The organism is Corallococcus sp. BB11-1 (assembly GCF_026626625.1).
In the GTDB taxonomy this organism is placed as follows: domain Bacteria; phylum Myxococcota; class Myxococcia; order Myxococcales; family Myxococcaceae; genus Corallococcus; species Corallococcus soli.
Window position 1 is genome coordinate 414,077 of the sequence record NZ_JAPNJY010000035.1, and the last position, 24,159, is coordinate 438,235.

Below are 24,159 nucleotides of genomic sequence, written 5' to 3' on the forward strand. Positions count from 1 at the left end.
GGTCCGATGGCCCACCTCCTGCCCCGCGACGCCGGGGCAGGGGGCGGGGCCGGGGGACGAAGCGGTAGAGGGCGCTCCCGATGTCGGACGTCCGGTAGACGGTGCCCGAGCGCCCACGGCGACGCTCGCGGGCAGGTAGAATGCCGGCTCGCGAACACGCCAGGATTGAAGGAGGGCCGCGTGGCAGCAGCCGTCGAGGGCATCGACCCGAAGTCCCAGGCGCTGGTGCTCGAAGCCCCCGTGCCGGACGTGATGGATGCCCTGGGGGCGCTCCCGGGGATCCAGAAGTTCCGTCGCTTCCTGCCCCGCGTGAAGGCCCTACTGGTCACCCTGGCGAGGCTGGGGGGCGTCCTGCTGTGCCTGTGGATGATGGACGTCACCGACGGAGCCCTGTCCGTCGTGGCGGGAGTCCTGGCGTTCGTGATGGGGCTCTTCCTGGGGTTTCGCAACCTGCTCCCCAGTCGCTTCCACGCGGAAGGCCATCCGGGTGATGCGCTGAGCCGTCGGCCAGAGCTGGTCCTCCGGGTGCTCCAGCGCCTCAGGGCGGACCTCGCGCCCGGCACACCCGTGCGGCTGCGGTTGCGCCCCGACCCCCGTCCCGAGGGGCCGGGGTCGAGCTACTTCGACATGAAGCTCACCCGGTGGAGGGCGGTGCCGGACATCCTGGACCCGTGGCTCCTGCTGGAGACGCGGCTGGCGGATGGTGCGCACCTGCGGCTGAGCGCGGTGGAGCGCCGCAGGGGCAAGGTCAGCGACCGTGGCCCTGATGGAGCCCGGCGTCGCAAGCGGGTCAAGGAGTACGACACCCTGTTTCTGGACGCCCGGCTGCGCGTGAAGGCGAAGCGGCACCCCGACCTCGCGACGCTGTCACAGGACCGGGCCCAGAAGGCCGTGCGCCTTCCGCGCGGCGCGAAGCTCCAGCGGCTGCGCGTCAGCGGGGAGCGCCTCCACCTCCGGATCCGGCTGGAGGAGTCCTGGCTTCCCCATGTCCCGAAGGACGCGACGGGCGAGGTGGCCGCTGCCCCTGACGCGTCCCTCGCGGTGACGACGATGCTGCTGAGCCTCTACCAGATGCTCCACCTCGCCCGGACGCCCGCGGCCCCCAGGGCGCCGTCGCGCAAGAAGCTGCGGCGCCGCGCAGCGAAGGCACGGCGCCGCGGCGCCAGTTGACCCCAGGCGGACGGCTCGCGGTGGTTCGTGCCGCTCCTCTCGCCGTTGGCCCGCGTGCCATGGGCGTCGTCGGACGCGTGCACCAGCCCGTGGAACAGGGCCACGAGCACCGCCGTCTGGCGCGTCGTCCCTCCGCCCGAATGTCACATCCGTGTGACAAGAGTCGGGCCGTCCTGTGACACGGCGGAGGGCCCTGTAACGGTGTGGCAACAACCCGGGTGGGTGTGTTGTCGGACTCGAACCCGTCCGGTAACGGAAGCGCAACTCCGGGACTGGGAGCGCCTCCGCTCCCCCCGATCGGCCCGACGCCTTCATGACCGTCACCCATCGCTACCGCACCGTCCTCCAGGCCCTGCTCTCCGGCACGTCGCTGCTGCTGGCCCCCGTCGTCCACGCGCAGTCGGAGGCCGCGCCCGCGGCGCCCGTGTCCGAACCGGCGCAGGAAACCCCGCCCACGGCCGAGCCCGTCATCGAGCCCACCGCTGAGCCCACCAAGGCGCCCGTGCCCCCCGCCGCGGTCCCGGCGGCGCCGCCTCCCCCGGAGGTGAAGAAGGACAAGCCCTGGTACGAGCGCATCAGCCTGCGGGGCTACACGCAGGTCCGCTACAACCGCCTGCCCAGCTTCCGGGTGAACGACGCGCTCATCAACGACCAGGGGGACCGCTTCCTGGGCAAGGACAACGGCTTCGGCATCCGTCGCGCGCGGCTCATCTTCTTCGGCGACGTGCACGAGCATGTGTCCATCTACCTGCAGCCGGACTTCGCCTCCGTCATCGGCGACCAGTACCACGTCGCCATCATGCGGGACTGGTACGCGGACATCGCCGTGGACTCGAAGAAGGAGTTCCGCTTCCGCGTGGGCCAGTCGAAGGTGCCCTTCGGCTTCGAGAACCTCCAGTCCAGCCAGAACCGCCTCGCGTTGGATCGCAACGACGCCGTCAACAGCGCGCTGAAGGACGAGCGCGACCTGGGCGTGTTCTTCTACTGGGCGCCCGCGGAGATCCGCGCGCGCTTCAAATACCTGGTGGACAGCGGGCTCAAGGGCTCCGGCGACTACGGCGTGGTGGGCCTGGGCGTCTACAACGGCCAGACGGCCAACCGGGCCGAGCGCAACAACACCCCGCACGCCGTCGCGCGCGTCACCTATCCCTTCCTCTTCGGCAAGCAGTTCGTGGAGATGGGCGTGGGCGGCTACTACGGCCGCTTCAATCTCAGCGCCTCGCCGCGCGACGACGCGGCCTACGCGCTCGCGCGGGGCGGTGACATGGTGGATGCCCGCGCCATCGTCAGCCTGATGGTGTACCCGCAGCCCCTGGGCTTCATGGCCGAGTACAACGTGGGCCGTGGGCCGTCGCTCGGGACGGGGCCGGACGAGGGGCTGCTCATCGACAGCCGCGGCCTGCACGGCGGCTATGCGCAGCTCATGTACAAGCTGGATGGCGTGCTCGGCGTGTCGCTCATCCCCTACCTGCGGGGCACGCTGTACCAGGGCGGCAAGAAGTTCGAGACCAACGCCCCCCGCTACGACGTGCGCGAGCTGGAGCTGGGCGTGGAGTGGCAGATCTTCAAGGCGCTGGAGCTGACGGGCGCGTACCTCATCGCGGACCGCAACTCCTCACGCCATCCCTACACGCAGCAGCAGGGACACGTGACGCGCGTCCAACTCCAGTTCAACTACTGAGCCGGGAAGGGGCCCCGCCGCGCGCCAGGAACATGACGCGTGTGTCGCGCGCGGGGGCCAGGGATGGCGCGCCCGGACCCCTCCCGCCCTCTGGGAGGAACGTGGCACCTGCCTTGCTATGCTGGCTTCCCGCGCAAGTCGGGTATGACATCACCGTCGCAGGCATCCGGTTCGCGCGCTCGACCCCAGCACTCCCGGCGTGAACGCCCGGGAGTCGTCACCCTGGAGCTTCGGAACCATGCGCCGAACGAGTCCGTCCCCCCTTCCGGAAGCCTCCGCTTCGTCCTCGCCCCAGGGCTCCCGCGCCCGCTTCTGGGCGGCGCGCCTGGTGCTGCTCGTGGCCTGCGCCAGCGTGGTGGCCACGTCGCAGCCCACCTCCGATGACGTCTTCTCCAACGAGCACGTGGGGGAGACCCTGCGCATCACGACCGAAGCGCCCCGGGTGACCCGGCGCCTCGTCGTCCGGGCCACGGCCACCAAGCCCCCGTCCAAGCAGGCCGAGGGCGATCTGGTGGTCCGGGCCAAGGCGCGGTGGACCCCCGCCGACCCGAGCCAGACGGTGAACCCCTGGCTGAAGGTCGTCCTGACGCAGGGGACGAACAGCACCTCCGGTCCGAGCGCGTCCGCCGTCCTGGAGCCAGGGGGAACCGCGAGCGTGGAGGGGAGCACCATGCTGTTCTCGAGCTGCAACCTGCAATCCGACTGTGTGTGGACCGTGGACGTGACCTTTGAAGTGCAGGCCAACGCCGCCCCTGGCACGGTCGAACTGGACTGGACGGCGCAGGCCGGGGTCCGGGTGGTGGACACGGACGATGTGCCCAAGGGCTTCTCCGTGAGCGTCTCCGAGCCATGAGCCCCCACCTCCGCCAGGCATTCCAACGCCTCCTGCTGTTGGGGGGGCTCGTGCTGATGACTTCGGCCTGTGGGGGCCTGGACACGTTGGTGGAGATGCAGCCGCCCGACGAGTCCCTGGAGCTGAGCGCGAGCGAGCCCGTGGCCGTCCGCCGCGTCCGCATGGTGGCCGCCGGCAAGCCGGGCACGGGCGCGAAGGTGGCCTCGCGCGACCTGACGTTCGTGTTCTCCCGCTCCTGGGGGCGTCCCCCGGCGGACGGCTCGGAGGTCGTCTACCCGTGGTATCGCCTCAGGGTCGTGGATGAGCGCGATGGGCACGTCGAGGATGAAGACGTGATTGCGTTTGGCGCGGGGAGCTCCGAAGGCAACGTCTACCTGACCCCCCGCCCGGGGCGGGAAGACCCGGCGGACCGGCTCGACGTCACGTACCGGCTGGAGTTCGAGCGACAGGGGCCGCCGTCCGGCGGCACCGTCCGGGTCTCCTGGGAGACCCTCAGCAGCGTGATGACCGACGGCGACGTGGATGACGTCGAGATCACGGTGACGCAGTCCGTGCCGTGAACCCAGGGCCTGATGACTCCAGCCATCAGGCCCCTGACTCCAGACATCAGGGCCAGGCCCCGGGAAGGGCCTGGTCCTGGCGCAACCCCCTGGAATCAGGAGGTCCGTTGGACGGCGGGGGGCGCGAAAGGTTGGGCACGAGGGGTGCAGTAGGGGTGATTCGTCGCTGCACTCCACTCTCGAGGCCCTCCCATGAAGCTCCGCGCCCCTTCGTTCTCCAAGCCCTCCTCCTCTTCCTCCTCCTCGCCCCTCTCCCGCCCCCGCAGCAACAGCCTTCCTGCCCGGCCTGAGAACGCGACGCCGAAGGCGCCGGTGTCGCCCTCGGAGCTGAAGACGGGCAAGGACAACCTCAAGCCGACGGACTACGGCGTGGTGGATCCGAAGCTCCAGGGCATCCGGACCCGCCGTGACAGCGGCCAGTCCGGCGCGGACTTCGCGGACTTCACGCAGGACGTGCGCAACTCCACGAACCGGCTGACCAGCAAGCCCGTGGGCAACCAGATGCTGACGGAGCTCAACGGCCGCACCCAGGCCGTGAACCCGGGCGCCACGGGCACGCTGCAGAAGCCGCTGACGGTGGTGGACATCTCCTCCGGCCGCAACTCCGCGATGCCCATGGCGCACGCGCCCCGGAACGACGGCACCCTCTCCTCCGTCCGCCCGGCGTACCGCTTCGACGGTCAGCCCGGCGCGGGCACGGCCAGCAACATCAAGTACAACGAGAAGGACTCCGGCCAGCGCTTCAACAGCCTGGGCCACGAGTCGGTCCACGCCTGGCGCGCGGCCAACGGCGTCCAGGTGAGCCCCCTGGCGGCCAGCAAGCACAGCGACGCGGACGTCTTCAAGCAGCACCCGGCGTTCTCGAACAACATGAAGGACACGGTCGACAACCGCCTCCGTCTCACGGAGGAGTTCGAGACCGTGGGCCTGCGCCCCACGCCGCACACGAAGAACAACTGGGCCCCGTCGGAGAACGCCATCCGCGCCGAGCACGGCCTGCCGTCCCGCCAGGACTACTCGGGCCTGAAGCCCGACGGAAAGAACAGCAACGACGAGGCGTTCAAGAACTTCGACGAGGGCACGGACACCCGGAACTTCTTCCAGCGGCTCTCCGGCACGCCGTCCCCCTTCGGGAAGATCGTCGGCGACCTGGAGAAGTAGCAGCCCCCAGCGGAGTGGTGTTCATGGGCGGCCGCTACGGTCTGGAGGGCTCCAGCGTCGCGGTCGTCGTGCTGGGCCTGGCGACCGTGGCCCTGACGCGCTGGAAGGGGCTCCCACTGCCGGAGACCGCGTCCCCCGGTGCTCCGGCGCTCGGCGTCGCGGGCCTGCCTTCAGGCGGTGCGGCGGTGGGGTGAGCGCCCCCAGCGCCGCCAGCCCCCGGGGGCCCTGCGCGCCGTCCATCGCCAGCCGCCCCAGCACGTCGAGCTGCAGCAGCTCATGGAAGCGGAGCCCGCAGGCCTCGCACCCGGTCAGGTGCGAGAGGAAGCCTTCGTGCGCTTCGGGGGCCAGGTGGCCGTCCACGAAGGCGGTGAGGCTCACGCACTCGGCGATCATCCGCGCCCCCTCTCACGACGGTCCTCGGCCAGGCCGCGCAGCTTCGCCCGCAGGCGGTGGCGCGCATGGAACAGCCAGGTCCCCACCGTCCCCACCGGAGCGCCCAGCCGCTGGCCAATCTCCGCGTGCCGCAGTCCCTGGGCGTGCAGCTCGAAGGTGCGGCGCAGGTTGGGGGTGAGCGAGCAGACGGCGTCCCGCAGCTCCGCCTCCGTGACGCACTCCCATAGCTCCGGGTCCGGCGCTTCGGGGTCCTCGAAGAGCTTGTGCACGTTGCCCAGGTTCACGGCCTGCGCGGTCTCCGTCCCGCGACGGCGGCAGCGGTCCAGGAAGCGGTTGTGGAGGACCCGCACCAGCCAGGCGCGCCTCGCCGGCTCCGCCCAGTCCTGGAGCTTGTCCCACTTCAGCAGGGCCCGGAGCAGCACGTCCTGCACCAGGTCATCGCTGTCGCTGGCGCCCCGGCCACAGATGTTCCGGGCGACCGCCAGCAGGATGGGTTGGTGCCGGGTGGCGAAGGCGGCGTACTCCCGTTCGGAACAATCAAAGGCTTCTTGAACCATGGGGTCCTCTCCTCGGTTGAAAAGAAAACGTCCCAGGTCTGATTTCTTTAACTTGTCCGCCCTGCCCCGCAGGGCAGGTTGGGAGAAGGAGGTGTGGGCGCGCGCCAGTCTTTGTGCGCGAAGACAGACGCTGATTGTCGTTGGAGGTCCCAGGGAGGTGCGGGCGGCGGGCGTGGTCCTGGGTGGATTCGTGCCCATCTTCAGGCCGAACGCCCGAGGTCCCTCCCCATGCGCGCCCCCCTGACTGCCGCCCTCCTGCTGCCCCTGTTGCTCGCGCCCGGTCCTCATGTCGTGGCCCAGGCTGCCCCCTCGCAGGCGCCGCACGCCATGTCGACGCCGGGCTTGAGCCTGGGCTCGCTCGCGAAGGGCGCCGTCCTCTTTGACGACCTGGGCACGCATGAATACAAGGTGACGGCCACCCCGGAGGCCCAGGCGTTCTTCAACCAGGGGCTGCGTCTGGCCTATGGCTTCAACCACGACGAGGCCGCCCGCTCGTTCGCCCGGGCCACGCAGTTGGACCCTTCCTGTGCGATGTGTTTCTGGGGCGTGGCCCTGGTGCTGGGGCCCAACTACAACGTGCCCATGCTGCCGGACCGGGCCGCGGTCGCGTGGGAGGGCGTGCGGCGCGCGCAGGCGCTCGCTCCCGGCGCCACCCCGGTGGAGCGGGCCCTCATCGACGCGCTGTCCCATCGCTACGGGGGACCGGAGCCCCGGCCGCCTCCCGCGATGAAGCCTTTCAACGAAGCCTATGCCAATGCCATGCGCGACGTGGCCCGGCGCTTCCCGGGGGACATGGACGTCCAGGTGCTCTTCGCTGAGTCGTTGATGAACCTGAACCCCTGGAAGCTGTGGACGCTCGACGGCGAGCCGGCGCCGGGGACGGAGGAGATCGTCTCCCGGCTGGAGTGGGTGCTCGCGCGGGCGCCGCGACATCCAGGCGCCAATCACTACTACATCCACGCGGTGGAGGCCTCCAACCAGCCAGCGCGGGCGCTGCCGTCGGCCCGCCGGCTGCCGGGGCTGATGCCAGGGGCGGGGCACGTCGCGCACATGCCGGCGCACATCTACCAGCGCGTGGGGATGTACGCGGAGGCGTCGGAGAGCAACCGCCGCGCCGTCCAGGTGGACGAGGCCTACCTGCGTCGGGTGGAGCCCCTGGGCTACTACCCCATGTACCTGGCCCACAACTGGGGCTTCCTCTCCTTCTCCGCCTCCATGGAGGGGCGCGCCGAGGAGTCACTGCGGGCGGCGCGTGAATCCGCGCGCGTGCTGGGCCCGGAGATGCTGGAGCAGATGCCCGGCATGGACTTCTTCGTCGCGGAGCCCCTGCTCGCCATGGTCCGCTTCGGGCGCTACGACGCGCTGCTCGAGGAGCCCCGGCCGGAGGCGAAGTACCCGGTGCTCACGGGGCTGTGGCTGCACGCGCACGGGATGGCGCTCGCGGCGCATGGCAGATTCGAGGAGGCCCGCGCGGACCACGCGGAGCTGCTGAAGCTGCGCGCCTCCGTGCCCGCCGACCTCACCGCCAGCAACAACTCCGCGAAGGACGTGCTGGACGTGGCCGCCCAAGTGCTGGGTGCCTCCATCGCGGAGCGCCAGGGCTGCGCGGACGCGCTGACGCGCTGGGAGGCGGCGGTCCAGGCCGCGGATCGGCTGGCCTACTCCGAGCCCGCGGATTGGTTCTACCCCGTGCGCCACTTCCAGGGCGCGGCGCTCCTGGACGCGAAACAGTGGGAGGAGGCGGAGGCGGTCTACCGCGAGGACCTGCGCCGCAACCCCGACAACGGGTGGGCGCTGTACGGCCTCGCCCGGGCGCTGGAGGGACAGGGCCGCGAGCGCGAGGCCTCCGCCACGCGTCAACGGTTCGAGAAGGCGTGGGCCCGCGCCGACCTGCGTCTCAGCCGCACGGCGCTGTGACGGAAGCGGGCGCGGGCGGGAAGCTCAGAAGACGCAGACGCGGTTGACGCAGATGCCCGGCGAGCCCTTGCAGTGGCAGTCCGAGTCCGCGCCGCAGCGCGAGGCCGGGCACCACGGCCCGCCGCCACCGCCACCGCCAGAATGGGTGTAGCTGCAAGCATTGCGGGTGCACGCCACGGAGGACGCGGTGGGACACGCGTCCCAGCACTCCTGGACGGAGGAACACCGCACGCTCATGCAGACCAGCCCCGCGAGCTCCGCTTCGGTGGATGGCTCCTGACTGACCTGGGCTTCGGAGGTGTCGACGCTGGCGCACACCGGGGCCGCCATCACGGCGGGCGGCTCCGCGAACGCGGTGGCCGTCGTGAGCGTGAGGAGGAGGGCGAGGCCCCAGGGCAGGTTCCGGCGGGATGTCATGGCGGTGTTCCTCTCGGTCCCCGGCCAGGCCGCACGGCGGTGTACGGCGGTTGCCGGGAGGTCAAGGCTATCACGGCTCACCTGCCTGCCTCCGGCACCGGGTGAAGGCCCGGCCTGCCTGGCCGCACCTCCTGTCTCACGGGCGACGCTGGGGTGAATCAGAAGCGCGCCTGGAGCAGCAGGTTGAAGCCCAGCGCTCCCGGCGGCACGAAGACGGGCTGGGCCACGCCGGTGTCGTCGTCCTCGAAGGTGGTCCGGTTGGGATCCCTCACGTACGACACCTCCGCCAGGACGCCCGCGATGGCGCCCAGGTCCCAGCGGGCGGTGGCCTTCAGCGTCAGCACCGGGCGCCGCTCCTCGCCCTCCGGGAGGATGGAGATCTGGCTGGGCGCGTGAAGCACCACGATCCGGCCGGCCACGCCCACGAAGTCCGCCGGCAGGGTGACGCGCGCGAGCAGCCCCGGCGTCAGTCCCAGGGCCTGGAAGTGGTAGTCGCCGCTCAGCGTGCCGGACACCTCCGCGCGCGCAGCCGCGTCCCGGCTGAAGGCCACGTAGGGCGGAAACCCGGGCGCGTCCACCTGGAGGAAGGTCGCCGTGCGCAGCCAGGCCAGCGCGTGGAGCCGGAAGAAGCCCTGCTTCAGCCGCGCGTCCAGGGCCGCCGCCTGGCCCAGCTCCGAGCGCAGCCGGGTGAAGTCATCCGCGTCCTGGAGGCGCTGCGACACGAGGCTGCCCTCCAGCGACACCGACGCGGCGAAGTCCCCCGGGTAGGTGTCAGGCTGGAAGAACCGCTCGAAGAAGGTCGGGTCGCCCGCGTAGAGCGACAGGTCCACGTTGTTCCCGACGGGCGCCCCGCGGCGCCACGACGCCCCCAGGGAGGCCCCGTACACCGGGACGGACTCTCCGATGCCCTGGTTCGCGAGGTTCGGCACCACGCCCCGGTCCAGGTGGGTGGCCTTCAATGCCAGCCCCAGCCCGGGCGTCACTTCCAGGGAGCCGCCCGCGAGCAGGGCGTAGCGCCGCTCGTCGTTCAGCTCCAGGTCGTGGAGGACGGAGGCGGACTTCGCGGCCGCGAAGACGCTCCATTGCCGCCGCGAAAGGCTCAGCTCCAGCGCGGGCTCGCTCCCCGTGCGGCGGGGGAACGACTGCCGCTCCCAGGTCACGGGATAGGAGAAGCCCATGTACAGGCGCGTGGCGCTCAGGGGGAAGACGCTGAGCGCCAGCCCTTCGGAGGCGTCCCAGGTGGAGGGCCGGTAGCGCAGACGGAAGGCGCTGCCGTTGTCCCGGAAGGTGACGGCCTGGCCGTTGCTCCCCGTGGAGAGGAACAGGGACAGCGCCGCTTCTGCGCGCAGGCCGGAGGCCAGCTCGGGCGTGCGCACGTCCAGCGCCGCGTGGAAGGTGGTGAGGGAGCTTCCGGTGTCCACGTCCTCGTCCGCCGCGAGGAAGGACAGACGTGCCTGGACGGGCGTCTCAGCCGGGGTGGGCTCCGGAGCCTGTCCCAGACAGAGCAGCAGCGGGAGTGTCAGCAAGGGATGCGGCATGAGTGCCGGCGCATCTAGCACGTCTGGCTTCAGGCGCGCCTTCCCCTTCAGGAGGGCCGCTTCATGGGCACGGTCTCCGAGACCTCCGGCGGTGGCGCGAGCACTTCCGTGGGCGCGGCGAGCTCCGGGGACGCGGGGCGCGCGGTGGACCTGGGACGCGGCTCGCGCTTGAGCAGGGCCTCGACCTCCGTGGGGGAGGGGTCACTGAGTTCGACCAGGGCCTGTTCGCGCGCCCAGCGCTCCGCGAAGTTCTCGCGCAGCCAGTCCGCCAGGTCGACGGCGGGGAGCACCTGGCGCGCGGGTTCGAGGGCGAGGAGGAAGGCCTTCGCGTCCGCGAAGCGCAGCTCCGGCCGGGGCTGGAGCGCGGTTTCGAGCACGCCGCGCAGCACGCGCGACGCGATGGGGGACTCGGGGCGCTCCAGGGCCGGGAGCTGGCTGGAGGTGGGGGCGGCGTGGAGCACCGTGCGCGCGAGCAGCTCGTAGAGGATGCAGCCGAGCGCGAAGAGGTCACCGGACGGGGTCGCCTCCGCGCCCTCGATGCGCTCGGGGGGCATGTACGGCAGCTTCCCGATGATGCCGCCCTCCTGCGTGAGGCGGCTGCCGGCGGGCAGCGGGGTCGTCTGGGTGAAGGCCTCCGGGAGGGCGTCCGCGCCCTGCGCGATGCCGAAGTCGACGACCTTCACCACGCCGTCGAAGGAGACGACCAGGTTGTCCGGGCTGATGTCCCGGTGCGTGACGCCCCGCTCGTGGGCGTAGGCGAGCCCGCGCAGCGCCTGCTGGCAGACCGCCACGATGACCTCCAGCGGCAGCGGGCCGCCCTTGCGGGCGCGCTTGATGAACTCGAACACGTTCACGCCGCTCAGGTACTCCATGACGATGAACCACGCGCCGTCCAGTTGCCCCAGGTCATGCACGGAGACGATGTTCGGATGGTGGAGGCGCGCGGCGGTGCGCGCCTCGCCGATGAAGCGGTGCATGCGGACCTCTGCCTCCTCCGCGGCGCCGTCCAGCATCCGCTTGAGGACCACCAGCCGGTGGAAGCCCGCGCGGCCGGTCCGCACCGCCAGCCACACCTCGCCCATGCCCCCGCGCCCCAGCCGCGCGAGCCGGCGATAGCGGTGGATGCCCGTGCCCAGGTCCGCGCCCCGCAGGGAGCGCGCCGTGAGGATGGCGAGCGCGGTGGAGGACAGCAGCAGGAAGGGCAGGCCGATGAGCGCGAACAGGTGCAGGCCGTCACTCCACCCCAGGTCCACGGCGAGCTCGCGCCCCAGCAGCCCCAGGGCGCACAGCGACGCGACGAGCACCGCCACCGCCATGGCGCCCCGGCGCTTGAGCAGCCGGGTGGCCTCCACCGCCCACGTCCCGCCCACGACGACCGCGAGCACCCAGAACAGCGGCAGGCCCAGGCCCGCGGTCGCCCGTGAGAGCTGTTCGGAGGTCAGCGCGGTCGCGTCGGGCACGCGCAGGGACAGGGCGACGTCGGCCACCCGCACCGCGCCGAGCGCGACCGTCACCCCCAGCATCACGCGCCGCCAGCGCGTGAGCGGCAGATCCAGCAGCGACCACAGGACCCGCAGGAGCGTGTAGGGCAGGGGGATGGACGTGAGCACGCCCAGCAGCAGCCACGGGCGCGTGTCGCGCACCATCGCGCTCGCCTCGCTGCTGGCGACGCCCACGGAGAAGCTGATGGCCGCGAAGCCCAGGAAGCTGGACGCCAGCCACAGCTGCACGCGCTGGCTCCTCACCGCGGCCCAGGTCGCGAAATGCACCAGCGCGAGCACCACGAAGGCGCCCGTCAGGGCCAGGTGCAACATCGTGTAGGAGGTCACGGGTGGAGGAGCTTAGTAAAACCGTAAGTCCGGAGGGAACCACCCTCCCTGTAGTCGAGGGATTCGCAAGCCCCGGCCGTCCTCACGCCTCGTCCATGGCCGGTTCGATGCGGCTGTGCCGCTGGGTGTCCGGCATGAGGGCGTACACGAGCAGCGAGCAGAGGATGGCGCCCGTCACGTACCAGAAGAACCAGGGCTCATGGCCGGCCAGCTTCAGTCGCGTGCCCACGTACTCGGCCGTGCCGCCGAAGAGCGACACCGTCACGGCATAGGGCAGGCCCACGCCCAGGGCCCGGATGCGCGCGGGAAACAGCTCCGCCTTCACCACGGCGTTGATGGACGTGTAGCCGGAGAGGATGACCAGCGCCGCCAGCACCAGCAGGAAGGCGGTGAAGGCATCCCGGGTCTGCGTCAGCGCGGTCAGGAGCGGCACCGTGCACAGCGTCCCCAGCACGCCGAACCACAGCAGCACGGGCCTGCGCCCCACCTTGTCGGAGATGAACCCGAACGCCGGCTGCAACAGCATGTAGAGGAACAGCGAACCGGCGGAGATGAGCGTCGCTTCGTCCCGCGTCAGCCCCACCGAGTTCACCAGGAACTTCTGCATGTAGACGGTGTATGTGTAGAAGGCCAGCGTCCCGCCCATCGTGAGCCCCACCACGATGGCCAGCTCCTTCGGGTGGCGCAGCAGCTCCCGCATGGGGCGGTGCTCCGTCCCCTTCGCCGCCTGCGCGGTGAAGGCCTCCGTCTCCACCATGTCGCGCCGCATGTAGAAGCCCAGGATGGCCAGCGCTCCGCCCACCAGGAACGGGATGCGCCAGCCCCAGGCCTCCAGCTGCGGGCCCGTCAGCACCAGCCGCTGCAACACCAGCAGCGTCAGGGTCGCCAGCAGCTGCCCCAGGATGAGCGTGACGTACTGGAAGGAGCTGTAGAAGCCCCGGTGCCGGGACGTCGCCACCTCGCTCAGGTAGGTGGCGCTGGTGCCGTACTCCCCGCCCAGCGACAGGCCCTGGAGCAGCCTCGCCAGCATCAGCACGACGGGCGCCGCCACGCCGATGCTCGCGTACGTGGGACACACCGCGATGACGAAGGACCCCAGGCACATCAGCGACACCGACACCGTCAGCGCCGCCCGCCGTCCGTGCTGATCCGCGTAGAGCCCCATCAGCCAGCCCCCGATGGGGCGGATGAGGAACCCGAGCGCGAACACACCCGCGGTGTTGAGCTGCCGCACGACCGGGTCGGCGTCCGGGAAGAACGCCTGCGCGAAGTAGAGCGAGAAGGCCGAGTAGACGTAGAAGTCGTACCACTCGATGAGGTTTCCGACCGAGCCGCCGAAGATGGAACGCAAGCGTTGGCGCATCGCCATGGGACGAACGTAGCCCACCGAATGTGTTTCGCGCGGGTAGGATGCGTGGCGAATGCTTCTTGCTCCCCATGAGTTCCTGCCGCGCGCGGAAGCCACGCGCGCCCGCCTCGAAGGTGCCGTCCTCGAAGCGCTCTCCCATCACGGCAAGCCCTCGGTGGAGTCCCTCGCCGAGGCGTTCCCCAAGGACGCGCCGCTGTCGCCCGAGGGGCTCGCCCAGGCGCTGTGCCCAGGGCCGCTGTCGCCCATCGGCTTCGCGGCCGTGGTGATGCGCGAAGTCCTGCCGCCCGTGGACGCGCTGCTCGACGGGCCCGTCTCCGAAGCCCGCGTCGTGACGGGCAACGCCCGGGCGCCCGGCGCGTTGAGCGTCACCTGTCCCCTCGTCGTGCTGGGGGACCTGGAGGTGGAGGGCGTGCTGGAGGACTGCGGGCCGGATTCGACCATCGTCGTCGTGGGCCGCTGCACGGCGTGGGGGCTCAAGACGTCGGGGAACTTCCTGGTCCTCGGCGACCTCGTGGTCCGGGACGCCATCCAGGGCATCTACAACGACGACAGCCTCGTCGTGGCGGGGGACCTCTCCACGCGCTTCCTCGACGAGTACGACCACGACGTCACCTGCTACGGCGAGGTCCACGCCGAACATCACTTCGAGAACGGCCGCTCCGGTGAGGAGGCCGCATCCCTCGCCTCCACCTTCCTCGTGCCCGAGCTCTGGAACCTGGACCTGGGGGCGCTCCACCACGACGAGCTCTTCGAGCGCATCCAGCAGGGGGAACCCGTCTTCACGGCCACGCCCCAGCCCCGACAGGTCCGCGAGCCGGACGAGCCCACCGCCGAGGAACTGGAGGGACTCGACATCGAGGGGATCGCGGCCCGGGCACCGGTGAGCGCGCGGGCGAAGGACGTCGTCTACGCACAGCGAAAGACGGGCGAGGTGTGGCTGCTGCGTCCAGGCGGCTTCCCGGTCCAGCTCTTCGACGGGCAGCGGTTCCTGGAGGAGGGGGCGACGTTGGCCCTCGACGTGAAGCAGCGGGCCTCGGAGCGCGTCACCTTCTGGCGCAGGCGGGGCGACCTCTTCCTGGAGATGGAGCGCTTCGGCGCCGTCGTCCAGCTCCACGCGGGCTACAACAACGGGTCGAAGCGGACGTTCCGCCTCGCCTTCGAGACGCCCGACGCCGCCGTGCGCGAGCTGCGGCGGCTGGAGGCCCGCTATGCAGGCGACTTCCTGCGCGTCACCGCCCTGGTTCCCGGCCGCGGGCCGCTCGAACGGGAGTTCGCGAACTACGGCGGCCCGAAGGCGGAGTACACGTCGGCCATCGTGAAGGGCACGACGCTGATCACCCGCGGTGGCGAGCCTCAGCACTTCGATGACGAGGCCGCCGCGCTGAGCGCCCTCGAGGATTGGATCGCCGGGAAGCGTCAGGCCGGCTTCGACCTGAAGATATTGGAGTGGAGGCCCTTTGGCCTCCTGGGAGCCTAGCCCTCCGTCACCGCGTGGGGGACGCCTCCCCCGCGGGCGGCGGTGACTCCCGGACGTAGCGCCAGAACGCATAGCCCGGCGACCGGAGGTACGGCTCGGGGTCCCGGCGGAACGCCACGTCGTGCAGCTCCTGCTCCAGGGGCACTTCATCGGGCTCCGCGCCGGCCTCCAGGCGCTGGATCCAGCTCAGCTCCCGCGCGGCCTTCATCGCGCGGATGTGGAAGGGCGTGCGTTGGTAGTCCTCTGGAATCGGCAGGGGCTTCGCCTGGGCTGACAGGGGTTGCAGCCCCGCCAGCCGGTAGACGTCCCAGTAGCCGCCCATCAGCAGCGTCCCCGGTGCCACCCGCCCCAGCGCCTCAGCCGCGTCCCGCGCCTGCGCGTGCACCTCCCGTGCTTCCGGAGGCCCCGGCCAGCGCAGCACGGCCCCGGCCAGCGCCACCGTTGCCAGCGCCCCGGCCGCCCGGAGCACGCGCTCCGAAATCCGCGACGCCAGCCAGCCCAGCACCAGCGCCGCCACGCCCAGCAGCGCCAGCGCGTGCGCCAGGGCGAGGTAGCGCGGGGAATAGGCATTGAGGCGGACGTGGGACACCGCGACCAGCAGGGGAAGCTGCGCCAGCGACGCCAGGCCTCCTCCCAGCGCCAGCCACGCCGCCCCGGACAGCTCCGCCCACGCGGCCAGGCCCCGCCGCCCGTGCCGCGGCCACCACGCCGCGCCCGCGCCCAGGAGCACGAGCAGGGCCCCGCCCAGGGGCACCGGCCCCGCGCCCATCAATGACAGCACCTGGCGGGTGTTCTCCAGGAGGTGTCCCCAGTCCACGCTCACCGTGGTGCGGAACTCGTGGCCCTGGGTTCGCCCCGCGAAGCGGTGATACAGCCGCCGCAGCTGCCGCTCGAACACGCCGGCCACCACCAGCGGCACCGCCGCGCCCGCGAACCGGCGCCAGCCCGCGAGCCCCCGCGCCCGCGCCCGAAGACACTCGACGCCCAGCAGCGCCACCAGCGAGGGCAGGCTGGAGACGGAGATCCAGAAGGCCAGCCCGCAGAACGCCGTCGCGGCCAGGCCCCAGCCCCACGCGCCCCGCGACGTGCGCGCCTCCAGCACTCCGCGCATCCCCAGCCACGACCACGCCATCACCGCGAACTGCCAGCCGTAGGGCTGGGAGATGTCCAGCAGGTGCGCGCGCACCTCCCGCGGCAGCCCCACCAGGAGCGGCACGCACAGGCAGAGGCCCACCGCCACCACGCCCGTGCGCGCCAGCCTCGCCAGCGGGAACGCCGCCGTCCACGTCACCACGATGAGCAACGCCTGGAGCCCCTCGGCGGACCAGTCCCTGCCGCCGAAGTACCGCGCGAGCAGGAACGGCCAGGCGCCGAAGCGATCCTGCCCCCAGTAGTAGGCGGCGAAGAGGTCGACGTGGGGCGCGCGGGCCATCAGCAGCGGGATGGCGCTGTCGGAAGAGAACTCCGCTCCCCAGGCGGTGCCGGGCCGCACCCACGTCAGCGCGAGCCACAGGGACAGCGCCCAGCACCCGAGCGCCACGCACACCGCGAGCCCCCGCCTCACGGCGCCCCGCCCTGGAGCTGACGGGGAGGGGCAGGGGAGGACGGCGGCGCGGTCGGCGGAGTCATGCGCGCGGGAGGATGCGCCAGGAGCCGCTCCCAGGGCCAGCACTCCGCGCGGGAAGCAGGAGGCTGGAAGCGGCGAGGGCAGGGCCAGCACTCCGCGCGGGACGCGTGGAGGCGGCGGGGCGCAGGGCGCTGTCGGGGTGTCTCCTACGCGGCGACCGCCTCCGTGATGCTGAGCGCGGCCGGCGTGGGGATGACGCGCGTGAGCCGCAGGCCCGCCTGGGCGAAGAGCTTGCGGAAGTCCTCCTCGGTGCGCTCGCGGCCCGGGAGCGACGCCAGCATCATCACGTCCAGCACCTTGCCTCCGTGCGGCGCGTTCCCGGGAGGAATGACGGTGTCCACCACCAGCACCCGGCCGCCCTCGGCCATCGCGCGGCGGCAGTGGCGCAGGATGTCCACGCACACCGCATCGCTCCAGTCGTGGAGGATGCGCTTGAGGACGTACGTGTCCGCGCCCGACGGCACCGTCTGGAAGAAGTCCCCCTCCACCAATTCGCAGCGTCCGGAGAGCCCCGCCGCGCCGATGCGCGCCTCGTCCAGGACGTGGCGGTGGTCGAAGAGCACGCCCCGGAGCGACGGTGAGGCCTGGAGCGCTTCAATGAGGAAGCCGCCATGGCCCCCGCCCACGTCCACCACCTGCCGGCAGGCGCTGAAGTCATAGCTGCGCGCGATGGGGCCGTTCTCCAGGTCCGACAGGCTGGACATGCCCCGGTGGAAGGTGGCGCCCGCCGCCGCGTTGCTCGCGAGGTGGTCGAAGAAGGGCTTGCCGAAGATGCGGTCGAAGGCGTTCTTCCCCGTCCGCACCGTCTCCGTGAGCGCGCCGGTGGGGGCCCAGAAGATGTCCTGCGTGAGCATCAACACCGCGCTGCGCAGGGAGCCCGGGACGTCGCCGCGCAGGTACTCGGAGGCGGGGGTGAGCCCGAAGTTCCCCTGGGCGTCCTCGGAGAACACGCCCACGCTCGCGAGCAGCCGGAGCACCCGGTACAGCGACGACGCGTCCGCGCCCACCTCCTCGGCCAGCTGGGCGGCGCTCCGGGGGCCCTGGGTCAGGCGGTCCGCCACGCCCAGCTCCGCCGCCGTGGCCAGCGCGCCGGAGAGGATGAAACCAAAACCAAGGTCGACGATGTGCTGCGCGGGGTGGACAGGCGGTGGGCTCATGTCCCCAGGTCGTACTCCCGGTCAATTCCAGACGTCAATCCACCGCGGGGGACGCGGCGCGCAGCGTGCGTCGGGTGGAGATGAAGACGATGAGGCCCACGGACAGCTCGATGAAGATGGCCGCGACGTAGAACGGGCGCGGCATCCCATCCAGCACCACGGAGAGCGCCCGCTCCGCGGCCCCCAGGAAGATGATGCCCAGGAAGAAGCGGTTGAACCGGCGGTCGGTGTAGATGAAGTCCCGAAAGCACACGGAGAAGACACCAAAGCCAAACTCCATGCTCTTCATGTACCGGTACTGATTGAGCGCGCTCGCGAGCACCTGCTCCGGCAGGTCCGCGTCGAAGACGCCTCGCGCATAGACCTCGAAGGGGAGGGGCCCCCAGCGGGGGATGAGCAGCCCCAGCAGCCCTCCCGGCAGGATGAGGAACCACGCGTACCCATGGAAGGCCAGCGCGTCGATCCACCGCCAGGGCCCGGTGAGGCGAGGCCCTTCCCTGCGAGCTCCAGGTGCCTGCATGCCGCGGCCTCCTGGCGACGTCGCGTCGCCACGAATGCTCCCGCCCTCGCGCCGCACCATGCCCGGCTTCCCGCCGCGACGCATGCCGCCGCGCCAGGGCTCCTGACGCGTGTGGGGAACTGAACCGCGACGCGCCCCCGGGTCGGGGACGCCGGGTGTCCCCGCTCAGGCCCGTAGCGTCCGACCGAACAAATCGAAGAGGCGGCGCCAGTGCGTCTCCGCGGTCTGCTCGTGGTGCGCGGGCCAGTTCGGCACCGCGTAGCCGTGCTGCGCGCCAGGGTAGGTCTCCGACAGGTACGTGACGCCAGAGGCCTTCAGGGCCGCCTCCAGGGTCTGGATGGCTTCCGCGGGCATGTATTTGTCATTGTCCGCGTGGCCGAAGTACAGCTCCGCCTTCACGTCACCCAACCGCCGGTGGGGGCTGTCGGGCGAGTCCGTCGCCAGCTGCCCGCCATGGGACGAGGCCGCCGCGCCGACGCGGTCCGGGAAGTTCGCGGCCATGCGCACCGCGACGCCGCCGCCGAAGCAGTAGCCCGTCACGCCCACCCTGGACCCGGGCTGCACCGACGGTTGCCGGGCGAGGAAGTCCAGCTCCGCGGCGCCATCCACCTTCTGCCGCTCGGGCGTCAGGCTCCCGATGATGCCGTAGATGCGCTCGCGGAAGACGGGGTCCTCGAACGAGCCCTTGAGCTCCAGCTTCGAGGCATGTCCGGTCCGGTAGAAGACGTTGGGCAGCAGCACGACGTAGCCCCCATCCGCGAGCCGCCGCGCCATGCTTTCCAGGGAGGGCCGGACGCCCATCGCGTCCATGAACAGGATGACCGCGGGCCAGGGGCCTGGACCCTCCGGCTGGAACAGCTTCGCGTCCATCACTCCGTCAGCGGTCTTGATGTCGACGTCTTGCATGGGGACTCGGTGACCTCCAGGTCGGGCGGCTCGCCCGGCGCGCGATGGTCTCACCGAACGGGATGCCAGGAGAAGCACGACCCGGACTTCGGGGACAGCGGATGCCGGGCCTCCCCCTCCAGGGCCCGGCATCCGTGTCTGGGATTCAGGGCCCTACTTGACGCAGTTGGCGTAGCCGCGCTTGCCGTTCATGACGGTCATTTCCCAGTAGCGGGTCCCGCTGTTGTAGTCGATGGACACGCCGTCCGTGTAGCTGTTGGTCGTGAAGCGGCCGCCCACGCCGGACAGCAGGCACGCGACGCCGCCCGCGTTGTAGGCCAGGTTCTCCGTGAAGCCGCCGCCCTCACCCGAGCCCCAGAGCCAGCCGCCCATGCCCGTGGGCACGTCCACGCACAGGGCCCGTCCGCCACCCGGCCCGGTGAGGTCGCCGCCCAGGTACCAGTTGAGGCCGTCGTTCCAGACCTTCACCTCGTTGTCGCCGTTGATGAAGGCATTGGTGGAGGCCTCCACCCGCGTGAGGAAGCAGCGCCGGTCCGCGGTGACCGCGCCCAGCAGCTTCGCCGCGCTGCCCTGCCGCCAGAGCATCTCCGGGGTGCGGTTGGTGGCCGTGTTGAGACACTGGACGCCCGTGGCCAGCGCCTTGCTGTTGCTGTGATTGACGAAGGCGATCCAGTTGCCGGCGTACATGTACGTGCCCGCGCTGCTCCAGCTCCCCGCGTTCGTCGGCTTCAGGTTGCCGAAGAGGGACGTCATGAAGCACGTCCGGTTCGTGGAGGTCCCGATGGTGGTGGTGGTGTCGCCGTTGCTCGCGGTGCCCCACCAGTAGGTGCCGCCCAGCGTGACGGCCTGCTCCGTCTGCGCAATCGCCTCGGCGGCGGCCTCCGGGCCGGTGTCCTCCACCGGGCTGCCCTGCGCGTCCAGCTCACCGCCGCAACCTGCCGCGAGGAGGGCGAAGGGAACCGCGAGGAACAGCTGCTGCACGGACTGCTTCGTGAATGGACCCATGTTCAAGTTCCGTCCTTGGTGTGTCGCGTGGGGTGGTGCTCCCGCTCGCGCCGGACGCCGCTCCAGGCGGGCCTTCGCGTCGGGGAACGGGAGGACACAAAGCAACGGGAATGCCAGCCATGGGCCCCACGGAGCGGCCCGGCAGGTGTGCAAACGTTGCACGGTTCCGAGCGCGGGGAGGGTGCAGGGTCTGCATCCTCGTGCAACTGTTGCTCGACGCGGCGGGGATGCTCCGTGCGGGAGGAGGCGGTGGCCTTCGCGAGACGACAGGGGGAGCAAGCGGGCTCCTGGCGCGCGGACAGCGCCGGGTGGCCCGGCTTCTGGCAGGATCCTCCGCGCGTGTCCCCTACGAGGAGGCCGACGTGACGATGCACCGGAGTGCCGCGACCGCTGTCCAGGGCCTCTTGCTGCTGGGCCTGTTGCTGGCGGGCCGCGCGGGAGCGGAGGTGGAGCGCGGGGAGTTCCTCGTGCCGTCGGATCCAGGCATCGAGGTGTCCGTGCGCGAGGTGAAGGACACGGGGATGCAGGTGTCGGGACTTCCGCCCCTCATCTTGTTGCACGGCGCGCGTGTTCCGGGACGGGCGTCGTTCGACCTGCCGGTGGAGGGGGGCTCGCTCGCGGCCGACCTGGCGCGCGCGGGGCACGCCGTCTACGTGATGGACGTGCGGGGCTATGGCGGCTCCACGCGGTTCCAGTCCATGAGCCTGCCCCCGGCGGGACGTCCCCTGGTGGGCTCACATGAGGCCGTCCGGGACGTGCACGCGGTGGTGAACTGGATACAGGCGCGCACCGGCCAGCGCCGCGTCGGGCTGCTCGGCTGGGCCACCGGGGGGCATTGGGCGGGGATGTACGCCAGCCTCTACCCGGAAGTGGTCAGCCACCTCGTCATGCTCAACGCGCTGTACGCGGGGAGCGCGGAGCACGCGATGCTGGGGCGGGGCACGGACTTCGAGGATCCGAAGCGGCCGGGACACTTCAACGCCGCAAGGGTGGGGGCGTATCAGTGGAACACGGGGGCGTCGGTGCTCGCCGTCTGGGACCGGAGCCTGCCGGAGGACAAGGCGCAGGCGCGCGACCCGGCGGTGGCGGAGTCCTTCCAGCGCGAGGCGCTCGCGAGTGATCCGATGGCGCCCTCCCGGAGGCCCGCGGCGTTCCGGGCACCCTCCGGAGCGCTGGAGGACAGCTTCCGCCTGGCCCTTGGCCGGCAGCTCTGGGATGCGGGGTCCATCACCGGCCGCGTCCTCATCCTCCGCGCGGAGAAGGACTTCTGGAGCCGGCCCGAGGACGTCACCCGCCTCCAGGAGCACCTGGGGCGCGCGGCCCTCGTGAAGACCGTGGTGCTGCCGGGCGCGACGCACTTCGTCCACCTGGAGCGCCCGGAGCGGGGCCGCAGCGTGCTGCTGGATGAAGTCACCCGCTTCACCGGCGCGCGGACGGGCCCCGCTCGCAAGCCACCCGCGCCCCGGGTTGTCCCGCCCGCGCCGGCTGCCCCGCCGGCACCTGCCGCGACGCCTACGCCGCCTGACCCTGCCACCCCGCCCGCGCCGGTGGGCCCTGCTGGCCCTGCTACCCCGCCCGCGCCGGCTCGCTAGGATGCACGGATGCTTTCCATCCGGAGACTGGAGCAGGCGACCCCCGCCGAGCAGGCGGAACTCAACGAGCTGCTCCTCACCACGGTGAATGGAGGCGCATCCATCGGCTTCCTGGCGCCGCTCGCGCCGGAGGTCGCGCAGGAGTACTGGCGGGGTGTGCTCGCGGCGCTGGGACCGGGGCTGGTGCTGTGGGTCGCGGAGCAGGACGGGCACATCGTCGGCTCCGTGCAACTGGCCCCCAGCCTGCGCCAGAACGGCCTGCACCGCGCGGACCTCCAGAAGCTCATCGTGCACCCGCGCGCCCGGGGGCAGGGCGTGTCCTCGCGGCTGCTGCACGAAGTGGAGCAGTTCGCCCGAAGCGCGGGCTGCACCCTGCTGGTGCTGGACTCGGAGGCGGGCTCGAAGGCGGAGTCCGTGTACCAGCACCACCAATGGCAGCGGGTGGGGGAGATTCCCGGCTACGCCAGGGACACGGGCGGCGTTCTTCGCTCCACCGTGGTCTATTACAAGACCCTCACCCCATAGCGCGCCCTTGTCGCCTCGCGGGCAAGGCCTTGCAGGGGCGTCCACCTTTCACGGTCATCAATCACAGACGTGAAGGAATGAGTGTCCTTCGCGTGCACGCCCAGGTCCATGACGGCGTGACCCGCCGCGCCTTCCACGCGCTCCAGCACCTGCGCCACCCAAGGTCACCAGGGCCGCGCTCCACGGTCCCCGGAAGCACCTCTGTGCACACCGCTCCCCCAATGACGCAGTGCGAGTGGGACGAGATGGCGGAGCGGTAGATTTCCCGGGTGGACGCGTCACCTCCACGGCGCGTTGCCCCCCGACGCGGATGCGTCCTCCGGGAACGCAGGCACACCTCCCCGGAACGCGCGGAAGGCACGCGCCCCGAGGGTGGCCCCGGAGGGTCAGCGATTGGCACATCCAGTGCTTTGGGCCTTCACGCCGCGTGGGTGAAGTCCACGCGCCTTCGGAAGGCCCCAAACATGAGTCCTCACGAGAGCACCATGCGGCGACGCCGCGTGGCGTTGTGCGCTGTCCTTGGCGTCCTGGGTGTCACCGCCGGAGGACTGGCGGGCTGCAAGCAGAAGGAGCCCATTCCCACGAAGCCTGACGTCCCCGCGTCGGCGGTGAGCGCGCCGGACGCGGGAACCCCGGGCGTGAAGATCGTCCTGGACCCCACCATCCCTCCGGACGCGACGTTCGGTCCGAACGCCTCGACGCTGGCGCAGCTCCAGCACGACTTCGACACCTACTCCTGGAACACGTTCATCGCCGCGAACTGGCCGGTGGGCGCCGACGGCGGAGTGGACCCCACCCAGCCCCCCGGCAAGAACGGTGACAACCCCACCGTGTGGCAGGGCTGGATGCCGGCCACCAGCATCTTCCTGACGGGCGGCGCGACGCCTCCGGCCTGGGGCGCGCCTCCCGTGCTCCCCGCCATCTGTCAGGGAAAGCTCCCGGCGGGCGGGCGGTTCCTCACGCAGGTCGGCAAGACGCCGGGGCTGCTCAACGAATCCGTCCAGCCCTTCGACACGGGGCCGCTCCTCGACCAGCAGGGCAACTACGCCCGCTTCGAGATCCTCGTGAACCAGGTGATGTTCAACCAGATCGTCAGCCAGCAGCTCTACTCCAAGGCGGGGCAGCAGCAGTTCAACGCCCCGGCCAACTTCACCTGCGGCAGCACGAAGACGGGTGAGCAGGGCGCCATCATGGTGAAGGCGGCGTGGAAGCCGCTGGAGGATCCGGCCGACGTGGCCCGCTTCCACTCCACGCAGGCGCTCGTCTACACGCCCGCGTCGGTGAACCCGAAGATCCAGGAGACCTGCACCGTGCAGCTCATGGGGCTGGTGGGCCTGCACATCGGACACAAGACGAGCAGCGCGGCGCAGTGGATCTGGTCCACGTTCGAGCACGTCGACAACGTGCCCACCCAGGAGCAGGTGAAGGCGGGCAAGCTCGCCGCGCGCTACAACTTCTTCAACCCGGCCTGCACGGACTGCGTCGCCAACCAGACGCCGCCCCGGCCGTGGGACCCCAACAAGAAGATCGTCGTCAACGGCAAGGTCTTCGCCAGCCAGATTGTCCGCGTGGACGTGCGCCCGCCCCTGATGGTGGACAGCGCGCGCCTCCTCAACGCGGAGGCGAAGGCGCTGCTCGGCGGAGTGAATCCCAAGTCGGTGTGGACGAACTACGAGCTCATCAGCACGCAGTGGCCCACGAACCCCGGAAGCTGCGCCGTCGCGGAGCTGGAGGATGGCTCCCCTGCGCCGCAGTTCCTCGCCAACTCCACCCTGGAGACCTACATCCAGGGCAAGGTGCCCGGCGTCTCATCCAGCTGCATCCGCTGCCACAACAACGCCGCGATGACGACGGGCAAGAGCTCCGACTTCACCTTCCTCCTGGAGCGGGCGCAGTGAACCGCCC

General features: G+C 71.2%; 21 protein-coding genes and 1 pseudogene. 11 read left to right on the forward strand and 11 right to left on the reverse strand.

What is annotated here, in order from left to right; genetic code table 11:
• Window positions 1-180 precede the first annotated feature (180 nt).
• The 6 genes from OV207_RS31000 to OV207_RS31025 all read left to right on the forward strand — a co-directional run bounded on the left by OV207_RS31000 (window position 181) and on the right by OV207_RS31025 (window position 5,619).
• Window positions 181-1,170 (forward strand): hypothetical protein, encoded by a 990-nt coding sequence (locus tag OV207_RS31000; protein WP_267558612.1) that lies wholly within the window; start codon window positions 181-183, stop codon window positions 1,168-1,170.
• Between the two features lie 313 nt (window positions 1,171-1,483).
• Window positions 1,484-2,851 carry a porin gene (locus OV207_RS31005; protein ID WP_267558613.1) on the forward strand — a complete coding sequence of 456 codons (1,368 nt, stop codon included), beginning with the start codon at window positions 1,484-1,486 and terminating at the stop codon, window positions 2,849-2,851.
• A gap of 238 nt (window positions 2,852-3,089) precedes the next feature.
• Window positions 3,090-3,704 (forward strand): hypothetical protein, encoded by a 615-nt coding sequence (locus OV207_RS31010; protein ID WP_267558614.1) that lies wholly within the window; start codon window positions 3,090-3,092, stop codon window positions 3,702-3,704.
• Window positions 3,701-4,264 carry a hypothetical protein gene (locus tag OV207_RS31015; RefSeq protein ID WP_267558615.1) on the forward strand — a complete coding sequence of 188 codons (564 nt, stop codon included), beginning with the start codon at window positions 3,701-3,703 and terminating at the stop codon, window positions 4,262-4,264. Before OV207_RS31010 ends, OV207_RS31015 begins: the two co-directional genes overlap by 4 nt.
• 192 nt (window positions 4,265-4,456) lie before the next feature.
• Window positions 4,457-5,425 carry a M91 family zinc metallopeptidase gene (locus tag OV207_RS31020; RefSeq protein ID WP_267558616.1) on the forward strand — a complete coding sequence of 323 codons (969 nt, stop codon included), beginning with the start codon at window positions 4,457-4,459 and terminating at the stop codon, window positions 5,423-5,425.
• A 23-nt stretch (window positions 5,426-5,448) separates the two neighbouring features.
• Complete coding sequence (locus OV207_RS31025; RefSeq protein WP_267558617.1) at window positions 5,449-5,619, forward strand: hypothetical protein; 171 nt, start codon at window positions 5,449-5,451, stop codon at window positions 5,617-5,619.
• Between the two features lie 109 nt (window positions 5,620-5,728).
• On the opposite strand, the pseudogene OV207_RS37835 reads toward OV207_RS31025, so the two are convergent.
• Window positions 5,729-5,818: pseudogene (locus tag OV207_RS37835) on the reverse strand (hypothetical protein); the annotation flags it as partial.
• Window positions 5,815-6,375: an RNA polymerase sigma factor gene (locus OV207_RS31030; RefSeq protein ID WP_267558618.1), complete on the reverse strand. Its 561-nt coding sequence runs from the start codon at window positions 6,373-6,375 to the stop codon at window positions 5,815-5,817. The gene OV207_RS31030 and the pseudogene OV207_RS37835, both read right to left, overlap by 4 nt.
• A 228-nt stretch (window positions 6,376-6,603) precedes the next feature.
• Between OV207_RS31030 and OV207_RS31035 the strand changes: the two genes are divergently transcribed.
• Window positions 6,604-8,292, forward strand: a complete 1,689-nt coding sequence (locus tag OV207_RS31035) for a tetratricopeptide repeat protein (RefSeq protein ID WP_267558619.1) — start codon at window positions 6,604-6,606, stop codon at window positions 8,290-8,292.
• Window positions 8,293-8,316: 24 nt separating this feature from the next.
• Here the strand turns inward: OV207_RS31035 and OV207_RS31040 are convergent, their stop codons facing one another.
• From OV207_RS31040 to OV207_RS31055, 4 genes are all read right to left on the reverse strand, one after another.
• Window positions 8,317-8,709, reverse strand: coding sequence for a hypothetical protein (locus OV207_RS31040; protein WP_267558620.1), 393 nt, complete (start codon window positions 8,707-8,709; stop codon window positions 8,317-8,319).
• A 158-nt stretch (window positions 8,710-8,867) separates the two neighbouring features.
• Entirely contained in the window at window positions 8,868-10,247 is a 1,380-nt protein-coding gene (locus OV207_RS31045; RefSeq protein WP_267558621.1) for a hypothetical protein, read from the reverse strand.
• Between the two features lie 47 nt (window positions 10,248-10,294).
• On the reverse strand, window positions 10,295-12,076 hold the full coding sequence (locus OV207_RS31050; protein ID WP_267558622.1) for a serine/threonine-protein kinase: 1,782 nt from the start codon (window positions 12,074-12,076) through the stop codon (window positions 10,295-10,297).
• A gap of 82 nt (window positions 12,077-12,158) precedes the next feature.
• Window positions 12,159-13,427 (reverse strand): MFS transporter, encoded by a 1,269-nt coding sequence (locus tag OV207_RS31055; RefSeq protein WP_267558623.1) that lies wholly within the window; start codon window positions 13,425-13,427, stop codon window positions 12,159-12,161.
• Between the two features lie 70 nt (window positions 13,428-13,497).
• Here OV207_RS31055 and OV207_RS31060 point away from each other — a divergent pair, with 70 nt between their 5' ends.
• Window positions 13,498-14,922, forward strand: a complete 1,425-nt coding sequence (locus OV207_RS31060) for a hypothetical protein (RefSeq protein ID WP_267558624.1) — start codon at window positions 13,498-13,500, stop codon at window positions 14,920-14,922.
• 7 nt (window positions 14,923-14,929) lie between these two features.
• On the opposite strand, the gene OV207_RS31065 is transcribed toward OV207_RS31060, so the two are convergent.
• The 5 genes from OV207_RS31065 to OV207_RS31085 form a co-directional block, all read right to left on the reverse strand.
• Window positions 14,930-16,486 carry a hypothetical protein gene (locus tag OV207_RS31065; protein WP_267558625.1) on the reverse strand — a complete coding sequence of 519 codons (1,557 nt, stop codon included), beginning with the start codon at window positions 16,484-16,486 and terminating at the stop codon, window positions 14,930-14,932.
• A 209-nt stretch (window positions 16,487-16,695) separates the two neighbouring features.
• Window positions 16,696-17,706, reverse strand: a complete 1,011-nt coding sequence (locus tag OV207_RS31070; protein WP_267558626.1) for a methyltransferase — start codon at window positions 17,704-17,706, stop codon at window positions 16,696-16,698.
• A 34-nt stretch (window positions 17,707-17,740) separates the two neighbouring features.
• Window positions 17,741-18,226 (reverse strand): DUF4345 domain-containing protein, encoded by a 486-nt coding sequence (locus OV207_RS31075; protein WP_267558627.1) that lies wholly within the window; start codon window positions 18,224-18,226, stop codon window positions 17,741-17,743.
• A gap of 165 nt (window positions 18,227-18,391) precedes the next feature.
• On the reverse strand, window positions 18,392-19,132 hold the full coding sequence (locus OV207_RS31080) for a dienelactone hydrolase family protein (protein ID WP_267558629.1): 741 nt from the start codon (window positions 19,130-19,132) through the stop codon (window positions 18,392-18,394).
• A 153-nt stretch (window positions 19,133-19,285) separates the two neighbouring features.
• Window positions 19,286-20,137 (reverse strand): hypothetical protein, encoded by an 852-nt coding sequence (locus OV207_RS31085; protein WP_267558630.1) that lies wholly within the window; start codon window positions 20,135-20,137, stop codon window positions 19,286-19,288.
• Window positions 20,138-20,505: 368 nt separating this feature from the next.
• Between OV207_RS31085 and OV207_RS31090 the strand changes: the two genes are divergently transcribed.
• The 3 genes from OV207_RS31090 (at window position 20,506) to OV207_RS31100 (ending at window position 24,152) form a co-directional block, all read left to right on the forward strand.
• The gene (locus OV207_RS31090) at window positions 20,506-21,729 is read left to right on the forward strand and encodes an alpha/beta fold hydrolase (protein WP_267558740.1); all 1,224 of its coding nucleotides are present in this window, start codon (window positions 20,506-20,508) and stop codon (window positions 21,727-21,729) included.
• 9 nt (window positions 21,730-21,738) lie between these two features.
• Entirely contained in the window at window positions 21,739-22,254 is a 516-nt protein-coding gene (locus tag OV207_RS31095; RefSeq protein WP_267558631.1) for a GNAT family N-acetyltransferase, read from the forward strand.
• 485 nt (window positions 22,255-22,739) lie between these two features.
• Window positions 22,740-24,152 (forward strand): hypothetical protein, encoded by a 1,413-nt coding sequence (locus OV207_RS31100; RefSeq protein ID WP_267558632.1) that lies wholly within the window; start codon window positions 22,740-22,742, stop codon window positions 24,150-24,152.
• The last annotated feature ends 7 nt before the right edge of the window (window positions 24,153-24,159 follow it).

What these genes read in the sequence shown, in the direction of transcription:
- OV207_RS31010 (WP_267558614.1), top strand. Translation starts at nt 3,090, where the DNA reads ATGCGCCGAACGAGTCCGTCCCCCCTTCCGGAAGCCTCCGCTTCGTCC.
- OV207_RS31100 (WP_267558632.1), top strand. Translation starts at nt 22,740, where the DNA reads ATGCGGCGACGCCGCGTGGCGTTGTGCGCTGTCCTTGGCGTCCTGGGT.
- OV207_RS31025 (WP_267558617.1), top strand. Translation starts at nt 5,449, where the DNA reads ATGGGCGGCCGCTACGGTCTGGAGGGCTCCAGCGTCGCGGTCGTCGTG.
- OV207_RS31080 (WP_267558629.1), bottom strand. Translation starts at nt 19,132, where the DNA reads ATGCAAGACGTCGACATCAAGACCGCTGACGGAGTGATGGACGCGAAG.
- OV207_RS31005 (WP_267558613.1), top strand. Translation starts at nt 1,484, where the DNA reads ATGACCGTCACCCATCGCTACCGCACCGTCCTCCAGGCCCTGCTCTCC.
- OV207_RS31040 (WP_267558620.1), bottom strand. Translation starts at nt 8,709, where the DNA reads ATGACATCCCGCCGGAACCTGCCCTGGGGCCTCGCCCTCCTCCTCACG.
- OV207_RS31070 (WP_267558626.1), bottom strand. Translation starts at nt 17,706, where the DNA reads ATGAGCCCACCGCCTGTCCACCCCGCGCAGCACATCGTCGACCTTGGT.
- OV207_RS31085 (WP_267558630.1), bottom strand. Translation starts at nt 20,137, where the DNA reads ATGGGTCCATTCACGAAGCAGTCCGTGCAGCAGCTGTTCCTCGCGGTT.
- OV207_RS31030 (WP_267558618.1), bottom strand. Translation starts at nt 6,375, where the DNA reads ATGGTTCAAGAAGCCTTTGATTGTTCCGAACGGGAGTACGCCGCCTTC.
- OV207_RS31090 (WP_267558740.1), top strand. Translation starts at nt 20,506, where the DNA reads ATGCACCGGAGTGCCGCGACCGCTGTCCAGGGCCTCTTGCTGCTGGGC.
- OV207_RS31020 (WP_267558616.1), top strand. Translation starts at nt 4,457, where the DNA reads ATGAAGCTCCGCGCCCCTTCGTTCTCCAAGCCCTCCTCCTCTTCCTCC.
- OV207_RS31015 (WP_267558615.1), top strand. Translation starts at nt 3,701, where the DNA reads ATGAGCCCCCACCTCCGCCAGGCATTCCAACGCCTCCTGCTGTTGGGG.
- OV207_RS31060 (WP_267558624.1), top strand. Translation starts at nt 13,498, where the DNA reads ATGCTTCTTGCTCCCCATGAGTTCCTGCCGCGCGCGGAAGCCACGCGC.
- OV207_RS31095 (WP_267558631.1), top strand. Translation starts at nt 21,739, where the DNA reads ATGCTTTCCATCCGGAGACTGGAGCAGGCGACCCCCGCCGAGCAGGCG.
- OV207_RS31035 (WP_267558619.1), top strand. Translation starts at nt 6,604, where the DNA reads ATGCGCGCCCCCCTGACTGCCGCCCTCCTGCTGCCCCTGTTGCTCGCG.
- OV207_RS31075 (WP_267558627.1), bottom strand. Translation starts at nt 18,226, where the DNA reads ATGCAGGCACCTGGAGCTCGCAGGGAAGGGCCTCGCCTCACCGGGCCC.
- OV207_RS31045 (WP_267558621.1), bottom strand. Translation starts at nt 10,247, where the DNA reads ATGCCGCATCCCTTGCTGACACTCCCGCTGCTGCTCTGTCTGGGACAG.